At 74.4% G+C, this 15,508-nt stretch carries 15 protein-coding genes and 1 pseudogene; 5 read left to right on the plus strand and 11 right to left on the minus strand.

Annotated features, from left to right (window positions below):
* The first annotated feature begins 86 nt into the window (after window positions 1-86).
* Window positions 87-1,331, plus strand: coding sequence for an XdhC family protein (locus tag ACWDBB_RS08490; RefSeq protein ID WP_449788833.1), 1,245 nt, complete (start codon window positions 87-89; stop codon window positions 1,329-1,331).
* Between the two features lie 55 nt (window positions 1,332-1,386).
* Here ACWDBB_RS08490 and ACWDBB_RS08495 read toward each other — a convergent pair whose 3' ends face one another.
* From ACWDBB_RS08495 to ACWDBB_RS08545, 11 genes and pseudogenes are all read right to left on the minus strand, one after another.
* Window positions 1,387-2,007 carry a LysE family translocator gene (locus ACWDBB_RS08495; protein WP_392922023.1) on the minus strand — a complete coding sequence of 207 codons (621 nt, stop codon included), beginning with the start codon at window positions 2,005-2,007 and terminating at the stop codon, window positions 1,387-1,389.
* Between the two features lie 73 nt (window positions 2,008-2,080).
* Window positions 2,081-3,868 carry an SDR family oxidoreductase gene (locus ACWDBB_RS08500; protein WP_449788834.1) on the minus strand — a complete coding sequence of 596 codons (1,788 nt, stop codon included), beginning with the start codon at window positions 3,866-3,868 and terminating at the stop codon, window positions 2,081-2,083.
* Entirely contained in the window at window positions 3,865-4,797 is a 933-nt protein-coding gene (locus ACWDBB_RS08505; RefSeq protein WP_449788835.1) for a M24 family metallopeptidase, read from the minus strand. The genes ACWDBB_RS08500 and ACWDBB_RS08505 overlap by 4 nt, the downstream gene beginning before the upstream one ends.
* A gap of 15 nt (window positions 4,798-4,812) precedes the next feature.
* On the minus strand, window positions 4,813-5,901 hold the full coding sequence (locus tag ACWDBB_RS08510; protein ID WP_449788836.1) for a PDR/VanB family oxidoreductase: 1,089 nt from the start codon (window positions 5,899-5,901) through the stop codon (window positions 4,813-4,815).
* 136 nt (window positions 5,902-6,037) lie between these two features.
* Window positions 6,038-6,955, minus strand: coding sequence for a metal-dependent hydrolase (locus tag ACWDBB_RS08515; RefSeq protein WP_449788837.1), 918 nt, complete (start codon window positions 6,953-6,955; stop codon window positions 6,038-6,040).
* A 204-nt stretch (window positions 6,956-7,159) separates the two neighbouring features.
* On the minus strand, window positions 7,160-7,939 hold the full coding sequence (locus ACWDBB_RS08520; RefSeq protein ID WP_449788838.1) for an IclR family transcriptional regulator: 780 nt from the start codon (window positions 7,937-7,939) through the stop codon (window positions 7,160-7,162).
* Window positions 7,940-8,228: 289 nt separating this feature from the next.
* Window positions 8,229-9,422 carry an allantoicase gene (gene alc / locus ACWDBB_RS08525; RefSeq protein ID WP_449788839.1) on the minus strand — a complete coding sequence of 398 codons (1,194 nt, stop codon included), beginning with the start codon at window positions 9,420-9,422 and terminating at the stop codon, window positions 8,229-8,231.
* The gene (gene allB / locus ACWDBB_RS08530) at window positions 9,419-10,846 is read right to left on the minus strand and encodes an allantoinase AllB (protein ID WP_449788840.1); all 1,428 of its coding nucleotides are present in this window, start codon (window positions 10,844-10,846) and stop codon (window positions 9,419-9,421) included. Before allB ends, alc begins: the two co-directional genes overlap by 4 nt.
* Window positions 10,847-10,992: 146 nt before the next feature.
* On the minus strand, window positions 10,993-12,216 hold the full coding sequence (locus ACWDBB_RS08535; RefSeq protein WP_449788841.1) for a glycerate kinase: 1,224 nt from the start codon (window positions 12,214-12,216) through the stop codon (window positions 10,993-10,995).
* 450 nt (window positions 12,217-12,666) lie between these two features.
* Window positions 12,667-12,879 carry a hypothetical protein gene (locus ACWDBB_RS08540; RefSeq protein WP_449788889.1) on the minus strand — a complete coding sequence of 71 codons (213 nt, stop codon included), beginning with the start codon at window positions 12,877-12,879 and terminating at the stop codon, window positions 12,667-12,669.
* Window positions 12,880-12,974: 95 nt separating this feature from the next.
* Window positions 12,975-13,396, minus strand: a pseudogene (locus tag ACWDBB_RS08545) (TIM barrel protein); the annotation flags it as partial.
* 250 nt (window positions 13,397-13,646) lie between these two features.
* On the opposite strand from ACWDBB_RS08545, the gene ACWDBB_RS08550 reads away from it, so the two are divergent.
* The 4 genes from ACWDBB_RS08550 (at window position 13,647) to uraH (ending at window position 15,485) form a co-directional block, all read left to right on the plus strand.
* Entirely contained in the window at window positions 13,647-13,892 is a 246-nt protein-coding gene (locus tag ACWDBB_RS08550) for a thiamine-binding protein (RefSeq protein WP_449788886.1), read from the plus strand.
* The gene (locus ACWDBB_RS08555) at window positions 13,889-14,269 is read left to right on the plus strand and encodes a helix-turn-helix domain-containing protein (RefSeq protein ID WP_449788842.1); all 381 of its coding nucleotides are present in this window, start codon (window positions 13,889-13,891) and stop codon (window positions 14,267-14,269) included. Before ACWDBB_RS08550 ends, ACWDBB_RS08555 begins: the two co-directional genes overlap by 4 nt.
* A gap of 245 nt (window positions 14,270-14,514) precedes the next feature.
* The gene (gene uraD, locus ACWDBB_RS08560; RefSeq protein ID WP_449788843.1) at window positions 14,515-15,030 is read left to right on the plus strand and encodes a 2-oxo-4-hydroxy-4-carboxy-5-ureidoimidazoline decarboxylase; all 516 of its coding nucleotides are present in this window, start codon (window positions 14,515-14,517) and stop codon (window positions 15,028-15,030) included.
* A gap of 119 nt (window positions 15,031-15,149) precedes the next feature.
* Window positions 15,150-15,485 carry a hydroxyisourate hydrolase gene (gene uraH, locus ACWDBB_RS08565; RefSeq protein WP_449788844.1) on the plus strand — a complete coding sequence of 112 codons (336 nt, stop codon included), beginning with the start codon at window positions 15,150-15,152 and terminating at the stop codon, window positions 15,483-15,485.
* The last annotated feature ends 23 nt before the right edge of the window (window positions 15,486-15,508 follow it).

Below are 15,508 nucleotides of genomic sequence, written 5' to 3' on the forward strand. Positions count from 1 at the left end.
TTGGGCGGCACCGCTGTCGTACGGGATCGTTTCCCCTACGGCGGCGCCGCCCGCTACTGTCGGAACCGTGTAAGGAGCCTCACCCCATGCAGGACATCGCCGAGCAGCTGCTGGCCTGGCACGCGACCGGGCGTTCCTTCGCCGTGGCCACCGTGGTCGGCGTCTGCGGCAGCGCTCCGCGCGACCCCGGAGCCGCGCTGGCCGTGGACGCCGACGGCGAGGCGGTGGGCAGCGTCTCCGGCGGGTGCGTCGAGGGCGCGGTGTACGAGCTGTGCCAGGCCGCCATCGCGAGCGGCCGGCCGGCCCTGGAACGCTTCGGGTACAGCGACGAGGACGCCTTCGCGGTGGGGCTGACCTGCGGCGGCGTCCTGGACGTCTTCGTCCAGCCGGTGGCGCCGGGGGCCGACACCGGACTGGACGCCGGGATCGCCCACGTCGCGGCGGGCACACCGGTGGCGCTGGTGCGGGTGATCGCCGGGCCGGACGGGCTGGTCGGGGCCACCTTGGCGGTCACCGCCGACGGCGTCGAGGGCGCGCTCTCGCCGGCCCCCTCGACGGTCGGCGGTCTGCAGCGGGCGGTCGGCGGCCTGCAGCGGGCGGTCGTCGCGCAGGCCCGGGCGATGCTGGAGGCCGGACGCACCGGCCGGCTCGTACTCGGCCTGGACGGACGCCCCTGCGACGACCGCCGGCAGGGCACCGTCACCTGCTTCGTCGAGTCGTACGTGCCCGCGCCGCGGATGCTGGTCTTCGGGGCGATCGACTTCGCGGCCGCGGTGGTGCGGATCGGCAAGTTCCTCGGCTACCACGTGACCGTCTGCGACGCCCGGCCGGTCTTCGCCACCGCTCGTCGCTTCCCCGAGGCCGACGAGGTGGTGGTCGACTGGCCGCACCGCTACCTGGACTCCCAGCACGGCCGGATCGACGGACGCACCGTGCTGTGCGTGCTCACCCACGACGCCAAGTTCGACATCCCGCTGCTGGAACGCGCCCTGCGGCTGCCGGTCGGCTACGTCGGCGCGATGGGCTCGCGCCGCACCGACCGCGAACGCGTGGCCCGGCTGCGCGAAGCGGGGCTCACCGAGGCCGAGCTGGCCCGGCTGCGCTCCCCGATCGGCCTGGACCTCGGCTCCCGCACCCCGGAGGAGACGGCGGTCTCGGTCGCCGCCGAGATCGTCGCCCACCGGCGCGGCGGCAGCTGCCTGCCGCTGAGCGCCTCGGACGGGCCGATCCACCACGACCCGCCCAGCCGGGAAGCGGAGAGCGACGGGGGCGACGGGGACGTCGGGGGCGCCACCGCGGGCCGCCCGGAGCCCCGTACTCACGCGGCCTGAACGGGAACGAACGGAAACGAACAGGGACGAACGAGGACGAACCGAGCGAGCCGGGTCAGTCGCTCAGTGCCAGCTTCACGCCGAAGCCCACCACGACCGCGCCGGTCACCCGGTCCATCAGCCGTCGGGCGGCCGGCCGGCGCAGCCAGCCGCGCAGCGCCTGAGCGAAGCCCACCAGGACGGTCGACCAGAGCAGGCCCTCCACGACGTGCACGCAGGTCAGCGCCACGCCCGCGGCGAAGTGCGGGGCCCCGGCCGGGATGAACTGCGGCAGCACGGCGACGTAGAAGACCCCGACCTTGGGGTTCAGCAGGTTGGTCAGCGTGCCCCGCCGCCAGCCGTGCGCGAACCCGCCGTCCTCCGGTTCCTCCTCGGCCGCCGCCTCGCCGCCCCGGTTGCGCAGCATCCCGATGCCCATCCACACCAGGTACGCCGCACCCGCCCAGCGCAGGATCTCGTACCCCACCTGCGAGGCGGTCAGCAGCGCCGTCACCCCGGCCGAGGTCAGCGTCCCCCAGAGCAGCGTCCCGGTCTGGATCCCCAGCACGACCCCCCACGCCTGCCGGCGCCGCCCCAGCGCCGAGGTCCGCAGGATCAGCGCGGTGTCGAGCCCGGGGGTGAGCGTCAGCAACCCCACGACGAGGGCGAAGGACCACAGGGCCGTTGTCATCTCCATGGGCCTCGATGCTCTCACAGCCCCGGGCGGCCGCTGCGGGCCACCCGGGGCGGGGTCCGCCTGCGAAGCCCGGTCAGGTGACGTCGAGGCGGGCGGCGAGGCGCAGCAGGCCGGGGCTGAGGCGGGAGAGGAAGCGGGCGGCCTTGGCCTCGGGGGTGACGGGGACGACGGGGCGGCCGGTGCGGACGGCGGTGAGGATGGCGGTGGCGACCTTCTCCGGGGGGAAGCCGCGGCGGGCGTAGAGCCTGGCGGCGCGGGCCTGCTTGGCGGCCTGCTCGGTGGAGGTGGTGGCGGAGAAGGTGGAGGTGCGGGTGATGTTGGTGTTGACGATGCCGGGGCAGATGGTGGAGACGCCGATGCCGTGGGCGACGAACTCGGCGCGCAGGCAGTCCGAGAGCATGAACACCGCGGCCTTGCTGGTGGCGTAGGCGGTGAGCGCCTTGGAGGGCAGGTAGGCGGCGGCCGAGGAGACGTTGACGATGTGGCCGCCCTGGCCGCGGTCGGCCATCAGGGTGCCGAAGGCGCGGCAGCCGTGGATCACGCCCCAGAGGTTGACGTCCAGGACCCGCTGCCACTCCTTCTCGGTGGTCTGCAGGAACGTCCCGGAGTGCCCGATGCCCGCGTTGTTGACCATGACGTCGGGCACGCCGTGCTCGGCGGCGACGGTCTGCGCGAAGGCGTCCATCGCGGCACCGTCGGAGACGTCCACCCGGTAGGCGTGCGCCTTCGCGCCGATCAGCGAGGCGAGTTCGGCGGTGCGCTCGGCGGCCGCGAGGTCGAGGTCGCAGACCACCACCCGGGCGCCGTCCTCGGCGAAGGCAAGCGCGGTGGCCCGGCCGATGCCGCTGCCGCCGCCGGTGACCACGACCAGCCGGCCGTCGCCCTCGGCCCCTCGGCCCTGCCCCGTGTCGATGCGGGCGGTGAACTCGCGGACCATCCCGGCCACGGTGGCTCCCTTCTCCAGCAGCGCCGACCAGTGGCCGGCGTGCAGCGTCCTGCGGGTCAGTTCGGGTGCCCAGCGCTCCAGCCCCTCGGAGAGGTAGGTGCCGACGTACCGGTCCCGGGTGAGGGTGATCAGCTGGACCGGCACCTCGGTCGGCCGCTCGCGCGGACTTCCCAGGGTGGGGCGGAAGTTGGCCCGGTACAGCTCGATGCCGCGGACCGCGTCGCGGCGCAGGCTGGGCTGCGGGTGGTCGGCGCGCGGGGTGACGTGCTCCAGGTCGCGCAGCACCCGCGGCCAGGCCCGGGCCAGGCCGAGGCGCCAGACGCCGGGGGCGAGGTAGGGCAGGTGGAAGGCGGTGATGTACCAGGAGTGCAGGCCCTGGTGCAGCAGCTGCTTGAGGTGGCGGGGAGTGGGGCGGCGCAGCCGGTGGCGCAGCCAGTAGCCCATGTGGTCCAGGCTGGGGCCGGACAGGGTCGTGTAGGAGGCGATCCGGCGCTCGGCGCCGGGCGCGGTGACGGCCTCCCAGGACTGGATCGAGCCCCAGTCGTGGGCGACCAGGTGGACCGGGCGGTCCGGGCTGACGGCGTCGGCGACGGCGAACAGGTCCTCGGCGAGGTGCTCCAGGCGGTAGCCGGACCGGTCGGCGGGCGCGGCGGACTCGCCGGCGCCGCGCACGTCGTAGCGGACCACGTGGTGGTCGCGGGCGAGGTCGGCGGCGATGTCGTCCCAGACGGCGTGGGTGTCGGGGTAGCCGTGTACGAGGAGGACGGTGGGGGCGTCCGGGTCGCCCTGCTCGAAGACGGCGAGTGGGAGGCCGCCGGAGTGGACGGTCCGGCGGCGCTCCGGGGGCGCCGCCGGGGTCTTCGCCGGGGTTTTCGCCGGGGTCTTCGCCGGGCGGCGCTGCGACGGGCTCGTCATCGGGTGGCCTCCAGGGTGGTCGGCTCGGTGGCGGCGGCGTTCTGGGTGTCGGCGGTGTTCTGGATGGCGGCGGTGTTCTGGGTGGCAGTCTGCCCGGTGGTCGCGGTCCAGCGGCGGACGTGCGGCAGGTCGTGGTCGAGCCAGTAGGCGTCGTCCTCGGTGACCACCAGCAGTTCCTCGAACTTGATGCCCACACCCCGGAAGCCGATGTGCGGTTCGACCGCCCACAGGCCCGGGGTGGGCGCGTGCCGGGACGAGCGCCCGTCCGCCCAGAGCGGTGAACGGCCGTGCAGCCGCTCGGAGATCAGCTCACGGCCGAGGGTCTGGAGGGTGCGCACGCCGAAGCCGAGGACGTTCACCCCGGCGGGGCCGCGCGCGGTGTTGCGGGTGACCTGGTGGCCGATCACCCGGCCCGGGTACACCTGGTGGCGGTTGTCGTAGCCGTGCGCGGCGATCTGGGCGTCGACCGCGGCGTACACCTCGGAGAGCGGCTTGCGGGCCCGCACCTCCTGGAGGATCAGCTCGCGGTAGACCTCGAGGTCGGCGGCCAGGCGGTCCCAGACCCGGTTCTCGCCGACCTTGCCGCCGTAGCCGATGTCGGCGGTGTAGCCGTCCACCACGGGCGCGCAGTCCAGCACGTACGGCATGCCCTCCTCCAGCCGGCGGTTGCCGGCGAAGAACTGCAGCGGGGTGTGGAAGTGCCGGAACGCCGTCCGGTCGCCGAACCAGGCGAAGGGGACGTGGAAGAAGTCCTGCACCCCGGCGGCGACCAGGCGGCGGCGCAGCTCGGCGGTGGCCTGCCGCTCGGTGACGCCGGGTTCGATCCAGGCGGCGACCTGTTCGGCGCAGTGGTAGGCGAGCTGCTGGGTCTCGCGGAAGCGGGTGAGGTCACGCTCGGTGTAGCGGAAGGCGGGGGTCGCTTTCGCCATGGTGAGGGGCTCCTTCTAGAGGTCCAGCACGAGGGTCTCGCCCTCAGCGGCCCGGGAGACGCAGGGCAGCAGGGCGCCGGCGGCGCGCTGCTCGGGGGTGAGGCGGCGGTCCCGGTGATCGGGCGAGCCGGCCAGCACGCGGACCTCGCAGGTGCCGCAGAAGCCCTGGTGGCAGGAGTACGGGAGGTCCGGGCGGGCCTCGCGCAGCACGTCCAGGGCGGAGCGGTCGGCGGGGACGTCGAGGGCGGGGCCGTCGACGCCGAGGCGGACGGTGAAGGGCTCGCCGTCGGCGATCGGGGCGGCTCCGAAGCGCTCGAAGTGCAGCGAGGCGGCCGGAGAGCCGTCCAGGGCGCGCTGCACGGCGGTGAGCATCGGGGCCGGGCCGCAGCAGTAGACGGCGGCGCCGCGCGGGGCGTGGGCGAGCAGTTCGGCGCCGGTGGGGACGCCGCCGTGCTCGTCGTCGGTGCGCAGCAGCACCCGGCGCGGATCGAGGGCCCGCAGCTCGTCCGTGTACGGGAGGGTGTCGGCGCTGCGGCCGACGTGCACTAGGCGCCAGTCCAGGCCGTGGCGCTGCGCCTCGCGGGCCATCGGGAGCAGCGGGGTGATGCCGATGCCGCCGGCCAGCAGGAGGACGGCGGGCTCGGCGCAGAAGGCGAAGCCGTTGCGCGGGCGACGGGCGGTGAGCCGGGTGCCGGGGTGCAGGGCGTCGTGGACCTCGACGGACCCGCCGCCGCCCTCGGGCAGCCGTCGGACGGCGATGCGGTAGGCGGTGCGGTCGGCCGGGTCGCCGCTGAGGGAGTAGTGGCGCTCGCGGCCGGAGGGCAGGACGAGGCGCAGGTGGGCGCCGGGCTGCCAGCCGGGCAGCGGACTGCCGGAGGGGTCGACGAGGGTCAACTCGACGACGTCGGCGGCAAGTTGGCGGCGCTCGGCGACGACCAGGCGGAGCGCAGGGGTGGGGCGGCTGTACGGGCGGCGGGGGTTGCGGCGCAGCAGCGGGCCACCGAGGGCCGGGTGGTAGCGGTCGCCGAAGGCGGTGAGCCAGCGCATGAAGCCGTCGGCGCGGGGGCGGCCGTAGAGGTCGGGGGGCGGGGTGAGCTGGTCCATCCGGCGGGGTCCTTGGGGTGGGAGCGGGGCGGCGGGCGGGCGGCGGGCGACAGCTGACAGGTTTCGGATGTCAGATTTCAGCGAACAGAGTTCAGCGAACAGATAACGTCATCTGTTCGCTGAAACCTGTCGGCCGTCAGCCGCGCCCGGCAGCCGCGCGGGCGGCCGGGGAGGTGGCGAGGTAGCCCAGCGCCTGGCTGGACGAGCCCTCCTGGGTCGGGTGGTAGCCCGGCCGCAGGTAGCGCAGCCCGGAGCGGATCGACCTGAACGGGTCCGGCAGCAGTCCGCGTTTGGCGATCCGGCCCGCCTCCCGCCAGGTGGGCTTGAGCCGCCCCTCCAGGGTGGGGTCGGCGACGAGCAGGAAGCGGGCGCCGCGCACCCAGAGGTGGACCAGCAGCGGCCCCGAGAACACCATCCCGCGCACCCGGCGCAGGTAGCCCGGGTCCAGATGGACCATCAGGTCGTAGGCGACGCTGCGGTGCTCGACCTCCTCCGCGCCGTGCCAGCGCAGCAGGTCCAGCATCGTCGGGTCGGCCTTGGCGCGGTCCAGACCCGGGGAGTTGAGGGCCCAGTTGCCGAGGAAGGCGGTGAAGTGCTCGATCGCCGCGATGAAGGCGACCCGCTCGATGACGCTCTCCCGCTGCCGGGCCGCCGTCAGCCCCGGCTTGTCGCCGAGGACCCGCTGGAACAGCCAGGAGATCTGCCGGACGTACGGCCTCGGGTCGAGTCCCTGGGCGAGCAGGTGGTCCAGGACCTCCTGGTGCGCCTCGGCGTGGATGGCCTCCTGCCCGATGAACCCGAGGACCTCCTCGCGCAGTTGCTCGTCCCGGATGAGCGGCAACGCCTCCTTGAACACCTTGACGAACCAGCGCTCCCCCTCGGGCAGCAGCAGGTGCAGCACGTTGATGACGTGGGTGGCCATCGGCTCGTCCGGGATCCAGTGCAGCGGCAGCTGGGCCCAGTCGAAGCGGACGTCCCGGGGCTCCAGGACGAGGTTGTCGTGCACGCGCGCGGCGGGGGCGGCGAGGGCGGGGACGAGGGTGGAACGGGGCATGGCAGGCCCTCCTGACCTGGGGGCGGCGGCTCGGTTCCAGGGAAACGTACTCGCGGGTAGCCCTGGGGACAAGGGTTTCGCCCACCCTTATCGACATCGAGTCTAATAAGTGATGTGCACCGGCCGACGCCACGGGAAACACGGGAAGCCCCACCGGTTTCCCGGCAGGGCTTCCCCTGACCGCGTGCGACCGCCGACCCGCCGTCAGACCGCCATCGCCAGCATCAGCGGCGCCGCCCGGGCCGCGAGCAGCTCGGCGGCGGCCTTCAGCTTGTGGATGTTGTCCGCCGGCATCGAGGTGGCCAGACAGCCGACCGTGCTGCCCGCCGTGATCGGCACCGCCGCGCACACCGTGCCCAGCGCGTACTCCTGGATGTCGAGCACCGGCACCGTGGCCGGCTGCCGCTCCAGCCGGTGCATCAACTGGTCGGCATCGGTGACGGTGCGGGAGGTGAGCCGGGCGACCGGGTGCCGGGAGAGGTGGTCGCGCCGGGCGTCCACGTCCAGCTGGCTGAGCAGGCACTTGCCGATCGCGCTGGCGTGCGCGGTCGCCCTGAAGTCCACCCACTCCTGCACGGCCGGGGCGTAGTCGGCGGCCGAGACCGCCTCCACCGACAACTCGCCGTCGTGGTACCGGCCGAAGTACACTGCGGCGCCCAACTCGTCCCGGAGTTCCGCGAGTTTGCGGTTGAGCCTGGCCTTCACCAGCTGCTCCCGGTTGTGCTGGCCGAGCAGCGCGAAGGTGCCGCCCAGCAGCCAACCCCCGTCCTGGCACTGGAGATAGCCCTCGACCTCCAGGATCTCGGCGAGCCGCCGCACGGTGGGCAGCCCGAGCGTGGTCTCCCGGGCGAGGGCCACCAGGGTGGCACCGTCGGGGTGGCGGTCGACCGCCTCCAGCAGTCTGAGGGCGTGCTGGAGGGAGGTGAACGGGCCCGTCGGACCCTGGTCAAGCGCGGCGTGACGACCCGGGGCTGGTGTCGACATGTCGTCCCCTTCCGATGTCCCCCCACGGAGCGACCGCGGGCACGCACCAGCCTATCGACCCGGCGGCTCCGACGACTGCCGTCCGTACATATCGGTGAACAATCCGTGTAGCACCGTCCGCCGACCTGGGCGGACGCGACGGCCCCTCCCCCACCACCCAGGAGGCAGGGGCGCGTTCCGCGACCGCCGGGCAGGAGTGCGGCGGCGGGGACGGCGCGTCGCCGGTCCGGGCCGGGCGGCCCGTACGCGTAGGGCTCGTGACTCCGGAGGTGAACCGACGGTCCGTCGACTAGCCGAGCAGGATCCGGACGACGGCCGCGGCCCCGGTCGGGTCGACGACCGGGCGGGCGGCGGTCAGCGCGGCGGCCTCGCCGGCGGCGGCACCGGCCGCGGCGAGGGCGGCACGGGCCTCGGCGGCCGGGAGGGCGTCGAACCAGCGCAGCGCGAGGGCCGTGCGACCGGCCTCGGTGAGGCGGCCGGTGAGCCGGAGGCGGGCCAGGCCGCCGTCCGGGTAGACGTTGATGCGCACGTGGGTCACCGGGCGGCCCGCGTCGAGCCGGAAGCGGTGCCGGGTGTCGGGCTGGAGCCGGGTGCGGGGCAGGAGTTCGAACCATTCGCCGTCGGCCGGGTGGGCCCCGGTCGAGGCGTCGAAGCCGATCAGGTCGGCCCAGCCGGGGGCGTTGGCGACGAAGCAGGAGGTGTCCACTTCGGCGGCCAGGACCTCACCGCCCCCGGCCAGGGCGATCCGCACCCAGTCGTTGGCCTTGTCGCGCCGACGCCGGGTCTCCCAACCGTCGCCCATGACGCAGGCGCGGCCGGGAGCGTTCAGGTTGTGCGGGGAGGAGAAGTAGCGGTCGGACGCCGCCTCGGCCACGCCGCCGTACTCCTGGGCGGCCAAGTCGAAGGTGAGGCCTTCGAGTTCGCGCGGGTCCGGGAGCACCTCGCCGTGCACCCGCAGCCGGGCGACGCCGCCGTCCGGGAAGATGTTCAGCCGCACGTGGGTGTAGCGGGTGCCGTCCGCGACGGCGAACTCGTGGGCGGTGTCGCCCCTGAGCCCGGTGCGCGGCACGATCGTGGTCCACTCGGCGGCCCGGAGTTCTTCGGGCGAGGGGTGGCCGGGGACTGACGTGGCCTCGACCGAGGCGGACTCCGGGTGGTTGCCGGTGAAGTGGGCGGTGTCCACGACCACGCCGCGGATCACCCCGGCGGCACCGAGCCGGACGATCGCCCAGTCGTGGTCCGCGTCGGTGGGGTGCGGTTGCTCGGCGGAGAGTCCGCGACGGCGCCTGGACTCCCAGCCGTCCATGATCTGGCCCTTGTGGCCGAAGGTGTGCGGGCGGAACTCGGCCGGCGCGGCGACCAGCAGGTTCTCGGCGTCCGCGAAGGTGTCCTCGTTGGTGGCGACGACGCCCGCGCCGAGCGGTCGGGAGGCCAGGTCGACCAGCTCGGTGAAGGGAGCACTCGGGGTGCCGGCAGTGGTCACTGACTCTCCTTGGGCGGGTTCGGACGGGATGGCGGTGAGGTGGGGTCGGGGTGGGAGTGCGGCCGGACGAGCTGCCGGCCGAAGGGGCGGGCGGCAGGGTCCACCGCGCGACCGCGCAGCCAGGTGGTGCGCACCGCGCCGGTGAGGGTCCGGCCCGCGTACGGGGTGACCGGGTTGCGGTGGTGCAGCCCGCTCGCCCGGACGGCGAACTCGCCGTCGGGGTCGAAGGCGACCAGGTCCGCGTCGTGGCCGGCGGCGATGGCGCCCTTGGTGCCGGTGAGACCGCCCAGGGCGGCCGGTCCGGCGGACATCCAGCGCACCACGTCGGCCAGGGCGTGGCCGCGCCGGCGGGCCTCGGTCCAGACGGCCGGCAGGCCGAGCTGGAGCGAGGCGATGCCGCCCCAGGCGGCCGCGAAGTCGCCGCTGCCGCCGTACTCGGGCAGCAGTTTGAGGTCGGGGGTGGACGGTGAGTGGTCGGAGACGACGGCGATGAACTCGCCGTTCGCCAGGGCCTGCCAGAGCGCGTCCCGGTTGGCCTCGTCGCGGATCGGCGGACAGCACTTGAAGGCGGTGTCGCCGTCCGGCACCTGCTCGGCGGCGAGGGTCAGGTAGTGCGGACAGGTCTCGGCGGTCACCCGTACGCCGTCCTCGCGGGCCCGCCGCAGCAGCGGCAGCACGGCGGCGGAGGAGACGTGCAGGACGTGCACCCGGGCGCCGGTGCGGTGGGCGCCGGTCCGGTACAGCGCCGCGAGCAGGTGGGCGACGGCGGCGGTCTCCGCGTCGGCGGGCCGCGAGGCCAGGAAGTCCCGGTAGTGGACGCCGGGTTGCTGCGGGGCGGCGGCGAGCACGGCCGGGTCCTCGGCGTGGATGATCGCCAGCGCCCCGATCCGGGCCTGCTCGGCCAGCGCCGCCGTCAGGTCGGCGGCCTCGAGGTGCGGGAACTCCTCCACCCCGGAGGGGGCGAGGAAGCTCTTGAAGCCGAACACGCCCTCCCGGTACAGGGGTTCGAGGTCCGCGAGGTTGCCGGGGACGGCGCCGCCCCAGAACCCGAGGTCGACCCAGGCCTGGCCCTCGGCGGCCTTCCGCTTGGCCGCCAACCCGGCCACCGTGGTGGTGGGCGGGATCGAGTTGAGCGGCATGTCGACGATCGTGGTGACGCCGCCGGCCGCGGCGGCCCGGGTGGCGGTGGCGAAGCCCTCCCACTCGGTGCGGCCGGGCTCGTTGACGTGCACGTGGGTGTCGACCAGGCCCGGCAGCAGCGCGGTGCCGCCGAGGTCGACGAGTTCGCCGCCACCGGCCGTGAGCGAGCCGTGCGGGGCCGTCCGGACGATCCTCCCGTCCTGGATCAGCACGTCCGCGGGGTGCTCGCCGTCGGGCAGGACCGCCCGTCGGGAGCGGATCACCGTCGGCTGGCTGAAGGGCATGGGAGACCTCCGGAACCTGGGAGTCGGTGGTGCGCGAACACGGGTGGAGGCGAAGGATTGCCGGGAGCCTAGGCCTGTCTTCAACAAAACGTCAATGGACGGGCGTTGGAGGGTCGGCGGCGTCCGGCGGCTCCGCGCGCACGGGGTCAGCCCGGCAGCAGGCGCTGGGCCAGCCGCTCCCCCGCGAGTTCGGCCAGCTCGGCGGCCCTGGCCATGCTCTCCCCCGACCGCTCGGCCAGGTCTGTCAGGTCGGGCGGGCCGGCCAGGGCGTTCGGGTCGATCGGGTCGGTCGAGTTGGTCGGGTCGGTCGAGTCGGTCAGGTCGGTCAGGGCGATCGCGGCGGTGAAACCGGCGGCGCGCCACTCGGGTTCGGTGAGTTCCAGCCGGCCCGCCACGGCGGCCACCCGGACCCCGGCCCGGGCGGCGGCCGCGGCGACTCCGGCGGGGGCCTTGCCGTGCAGCGTCTGCGCGTCCAGGCAGCCCTCGCCGGTCACGACGAGGCGTGCCCCGCGCACGGCCGCGTCGAAGCCCAGCAGGTCGAGCAGCAGCTCGATGCCGGGTCGTACGGTCGCGCCGAGCAGGGCCAGGGCGGCGAAGCCCACCCCGCCGGCGGCGCCGGCGCCGGGCGCCTCCCGGACGTCCCGCCCGGTGGCCTCGGCGACCAGGTCGGCGAACCGGGTCAGCCCCGCTTCCAGCGCCACCAGGTCCGCGCCGTCGGCGCCCTTCTGCGGGCCGTAGACGGCGGCGGCGCCGCGCGGCCCGAGCAGCGGGTTGTCCACGTCGCAGGCCACCACGACCTCGACCCCGCCCAGGGCGTCGGCCAGCGGGCCGGGGTCGATCTCCGCGAGCCGGCGCAACGCGGCGCCACCGGGCGGGAGTTCGACGCCGTCTGCGTCGTGCAGCCGCGCCCCGAGGGCCTGCACCATGCCGGCGCCGCCGTCCGTACAGGCGCTGCCGCCGAGTCCCAGGACGATCCGCTTGACGCCGAGCGAGACCGCCTTGGCGATCAGCTGGCCGACCCCGTAGGACCCGGCCGTGAGCGGGGCTGCCCGGCCGCCGGGCAGCCGGGCCAGGCCCGAGGCCTGCGCGAGCTCGACCACGGCGGTGTCGTCCCGGACGGCCAGCGCGGCGTCCACCGGCAGTCCGGTCGGGCCGACCACCTCGGCCGGGACCCTGCTGAAGCCGGCCGCGAGCGCGGCGGCCAGGGTGCCCTCGCCGCCGTCGGCGACGGGCAGTTCGCGCACCTCGGTGCCGGGCGCGGCGCGCCGGATGCCGGCGGCGATCCGGGCCGCCGCCTCGGCGCCCTCCAGGCTGCCCTTGAACTTGTCGGGGGCGACGACCACATGGCCCTCGTGGGGGGTGGGTGGCATGGCGCGGTCCTCGTTTCCGTACGGGTCTGGCGGTGGTCCTGCGGCGTGCGTCCGACATGCGTGCGTCCGGCAGGCGCGCGTCCGGCAGGCGTGCGTCCGGCAGGCATGCATCCGACAGACGCGCGCCCGGCAGACGTGCGCCCGACGCGCGTGCGTCCAGCATGGGCCCGGGTGGCTCGGGATGCGAGCCCCTCAATCTGCGTGGCCGGGCGTACGGGAGGCCTCCCTCGGCGGGGACGAAGCCGGGCCACGCGTACCGGGCTCGATCGAGGCGCCCCCACGGCGGGACGTACGCGTCGCGGGCCTGGTTCGACCGGCGGGCGGGCGGATGAGCCCCGGCCCGCTCGCCAGCCGAGTGCGGCCTCCTGGCGGCGCCGGCACGACCGGAACGGGTACACGCCGCCAGGAGGAGTTCGGAGCCGGGCGCTCCGCCCGGGAGCCCCCGGGATGTCAGCCGACCTCGCGGCCGGAGAGCCGCTCGACGCCGCGCAGCAGCGCCGAGTGGTCGAGCGAGCCGTCGCCGTTGGCGCGGGCGGCCCGCGACTCGGCGACGCTTCCCCGGTGGCCCGCGGCTCGGCGGCACGCGGCGGGGTGACGCTCATCGGCTCCACTACCTGGCGGCGGCGCGCAGTTCGCGCGGCAGTCACCCGAAGGGCCGATCACGCCGGTGTGGCCCGCGGCGGTGAGCCGGGCGAACAGGTCCTCGAAGTCCAGCTCGCGCTGTCGGCGCTGACCCCGGTGGAGGGGCGGTACTCCAGCGCAGCGAGCACCAGGTGCTCCAGCGCGAGCGCGTCCTGCTCGACCGGGTCGACGCCCTCGACCCGGTTGCCGTACAGCGCGTTGAGCGCGGTGGCGCCGAGCGAGGCGGCGAGTTCCGCGGCGACCGGGAGGTTGGCGTGGTAGCGGTCCCGCTCGGACGGTAGCGAGACGGTCCCACGGGCACCCTCGCTCAGGCCGTCCAGCAGGTTGAGGCCGGTGAGCCGCACGCCGGCGTGGGTGAACGCCCTGCGCAGCGCGTGCAGTTAGGCCCGCGAGGGTTCGTGCTCCGCCCCGAAGGGCCACCACAGTTCGGCGGCGGTGAATCCGGCCGCGGCGGCCGCGGCGGCCGCTTCGGGAGCGGCAGTTCGCCGAACAGGATCGACAGGTTGACCGTGAAGCCGTGCCTGGCAGCCGCCGTCATGTCGCTACTCCCCTCTCAGCCCTCTTCCCTCGCCGATTTCCACGATACGGAAGAGGATTCTGCGCAATGGAAGACGATGGAAGCATCTCCGGCCGACCGAGCGAGCATCAAGGGAGTTGCAACATTTTGTTGAAGTCGCCTCGGGGCTCGCGGGGCCGGGCTGTCGCCGCTCGCGGGGGCCGGACCGTTCGATCACCCAAGCCCCTGCCCCGTCCGCACCCCCGCTCGCTACAGTGACCCCGTGCGATTGATGGTGGAGTTCACGACAGAACCGTTCGAACTGGACGCGTTCCCGGAGCACGCCGCGGCGGCTCGCGAGGTCGTCGACGCGGCCGGCCTGGCCGTGTCCGTCGGCCCCTTCGGCACCGGTGCGGAGGGCGAGGCCGAGCAGGTCCTGGCCGCGGTGACCAAGCTGCTCAAGGAGACGCTGGACGCCGGGGCGACCCGGATCTCGGTCCAGGTCAGCGTGCTGGGCGAGGAGGACGGTACGCCGTGACCGAGAACGTGGAACACCCGCTCGCCGCGGCGGTGAAGCCGCTGCTGGCCGCGGTCGGCGCGACGCCCGTCCCCCTGAACGAGGCGAAGCCCGACGACGTGGTCCTGGAGTGGGAGGGCGCCCCCGCCCTGGCCGTCCGGCTGCCGCACCTGAGCAGCGCGCTGGACCGGATGCTCGCCGAGATGACCCGCCAGTTCGACGGCCGCCCGCTGGCCGAGCTCGACCGGTCGCAGAAGCAGCGGGTCGTCGCCCTGCTGGAGGAGCGCGGCGCGTTCACCGTCCGCCACGGCGTGGAGACCGTTGCCTCGGCCCTGGGCGTCAGCCGCTTCACCGTGTACAACTACCTGAACCGCCAGGACGGCGCGAAGTCGTCCTGACGCCCGGTTCGGCGCCCTCCGGGGCGCGCCCGGACCCCGCCGCGGGGCTTCCGAACGGGTGACCCCGCCGCCACGACAGGACTGGATCGGCTTGCGGCGGGGCACACTTGGCGAATCGCACACGAAAGGGCCCGACATCGCGGCCCCGTTCGAAACGCAGCCACCAATCGTTCAACAAAGTGTTGACGACCGGGTGGGCCCGATCTAGCTTTTCCGGGTGGCACCACTCTCCAGGAGGTCCACTCGTGACCAACCACCCCCACACCCTCGACGCCCTGGCCGCGGCCGATGCCGCGGAGCTGGAAGGGATCCTGCTGGAGGTCTGCTCCAGCCCCCGCTGGGCCGCCGCGGTCGCGGCGGACAAGCCCTGGTCCGACCGCGAGGCCCTGCTCGCCGCCAACGCGGCCGCCGTGGCGTCCCTGACGGCCGAGGACCTGCGCGACGCGGTGGCCGGCCATGCCCGGATCGGCGAGCCCCTGACGGGCGACGCCACTTCCGAGCGCGAACAGGCCGGAATCCGGGGCGTGGACCAGGCGGTCCTCGACGAGCTGAACGAGGCCAACGCGGCCTATGAGGCCAAGTTCGGCCACGTGTTCCTGATCTGCGCGACCGGCCGCTCCGCGGTCGGCCTGCTCGCCGCGCTGCGCGAGCGCCACCCCAACGACGCGGCCACCGAGGCGGAGATCGTCCGCGAGGAGCTTCGCAAGATCAACGACATCCGGCTCAATCGCCTGCTCGACACATCCCGACACCTGTCCTGACGCTTCGTCACATTCGTGGCGACGACATCGCACTGGCCGGGCGTCCGGATTCACATCCGCTCGCCTCGCCCCACAACTGACGCTTCGCCATCCACGCCACAGGTAAGGCAACTTCACCGATGACCGGCATCTCCACCCACGTGCTCGACACCAGCCTCGGCCGGCCGGCCGAAGGCGTCCCGGTCGAGCTCGCACTGCACACCGAGAGCGGCTGGCAGGTGCTCGGCACCTGCGCCACGGATTCCGACGGCCGGGCCAGGGACCTGCCGGCCGTGGAGGCGGGCTCGGTCGTCCGGCTGCTCTTCGACACCGGCGCGTACCACGCACCCGAGTCCTCCGCGCCTCCGTTCTTCCCCGAGGTCTCGATCGTCTTCACGGTCGCGCCCGAACAGCACCACTACCACGTGCCGCTGCTGCTCAGTCCGTTCGGATACTCGGTCTACCGCGGAAGCTAGTGGACCGACCTGGAAAGCCTAGG

The sequence above is a fragment of the Kitasatospora sp. NPDC001095 genome (genome assembly GCF_053598615.1).

What these genes read in the sequence shown, in the direction of transcription:
- ACWDBB_RS08515 (WP_449788837.1), bottom strand. Translation starts at nt 6,955, where the DNA reads ATGCCCCGTTCCACCCTCGTCCCCGCCCTCGCCGCCCCCGCCGCGCGC.
- ACWDBB_RS08550 (WP_449788886.1), top strand. Translation starts at nt 13,647, where the DNA reads ATGGTGGAGTTCACGACAGAACCGTTCGAACTGGACGCGTTCCCGGAG.
- ACWDBB_RS08505 (WP_449788835.1), bottom strand. Translation starts at nt 4,797, where the DNA reads ATGGCGAAAGCGACCCCCGCCTTCCGCTACACCGAGCGTGACCTCACC.
- ACWDBB_RS08535 (WP_449788841.1), bottom strand. Translation starts at nt 12,216, where the DNA reads ATGCCACCCACCCCCCACGAGGGCCATGTGGTCGTCGCCCCCGACAAG.
- ACWDBB_RS08520 (WP_449788838.1), bottom strand. Translation starts at nt 7,939, where the DNA reads ATGTCGACACCAGCCCCGGGTCGTCACGCCGCGCTTGACCAGGGTCCG.
- ACWDBB_RS08495 (WP_392922023.1), bottom strand. Translation starts at nt 2,007, where the DNA reads ATGGAGATGACAACGGCCCTGTGGTCCTTCGCCCTCGTCGTGGGGTTG.
- allB (WP_449788840.1), bottom strand. Translation starts at nt 10,846, where the DNA reads ATGCCCTTCAGCCAGCCGACGGTGATCCGCTCCCGACGGGCGGTCCTG.
- ACWDBB_RS08490 (WP_449788833.1), top strand. Translation starts at nt 87, where the DNA reads ATGCAGGACATCGCCGAGCAGCTGCTGGCCTGGCACGCGACCGGGCGT.
- ACWDBB_RS08500 (WP_449788834.1), bottom strand. Translation starts at nt 3,868, where the DNA reads ATGACGAGCCCGTCGCAGCGCCGCCCGGCGAAGACCCCGGCGAAAACC.
- uraH (WP_449788844.1), top strand. Translation starts at nt 15,150, where the DNA reads ATGACCGGCATCTCCACCCACGTGCTCGACACCAGCCTCGGCCGGCCG.
- ACWDBB_RS08510 (WP_449788836.1), bottom strand. Translation starts at nt 5,901, where the DNA reads ATGGACCAGCTCACCCCGCCCCCCGACCTCTACGGCCGCCCCCGCGCC.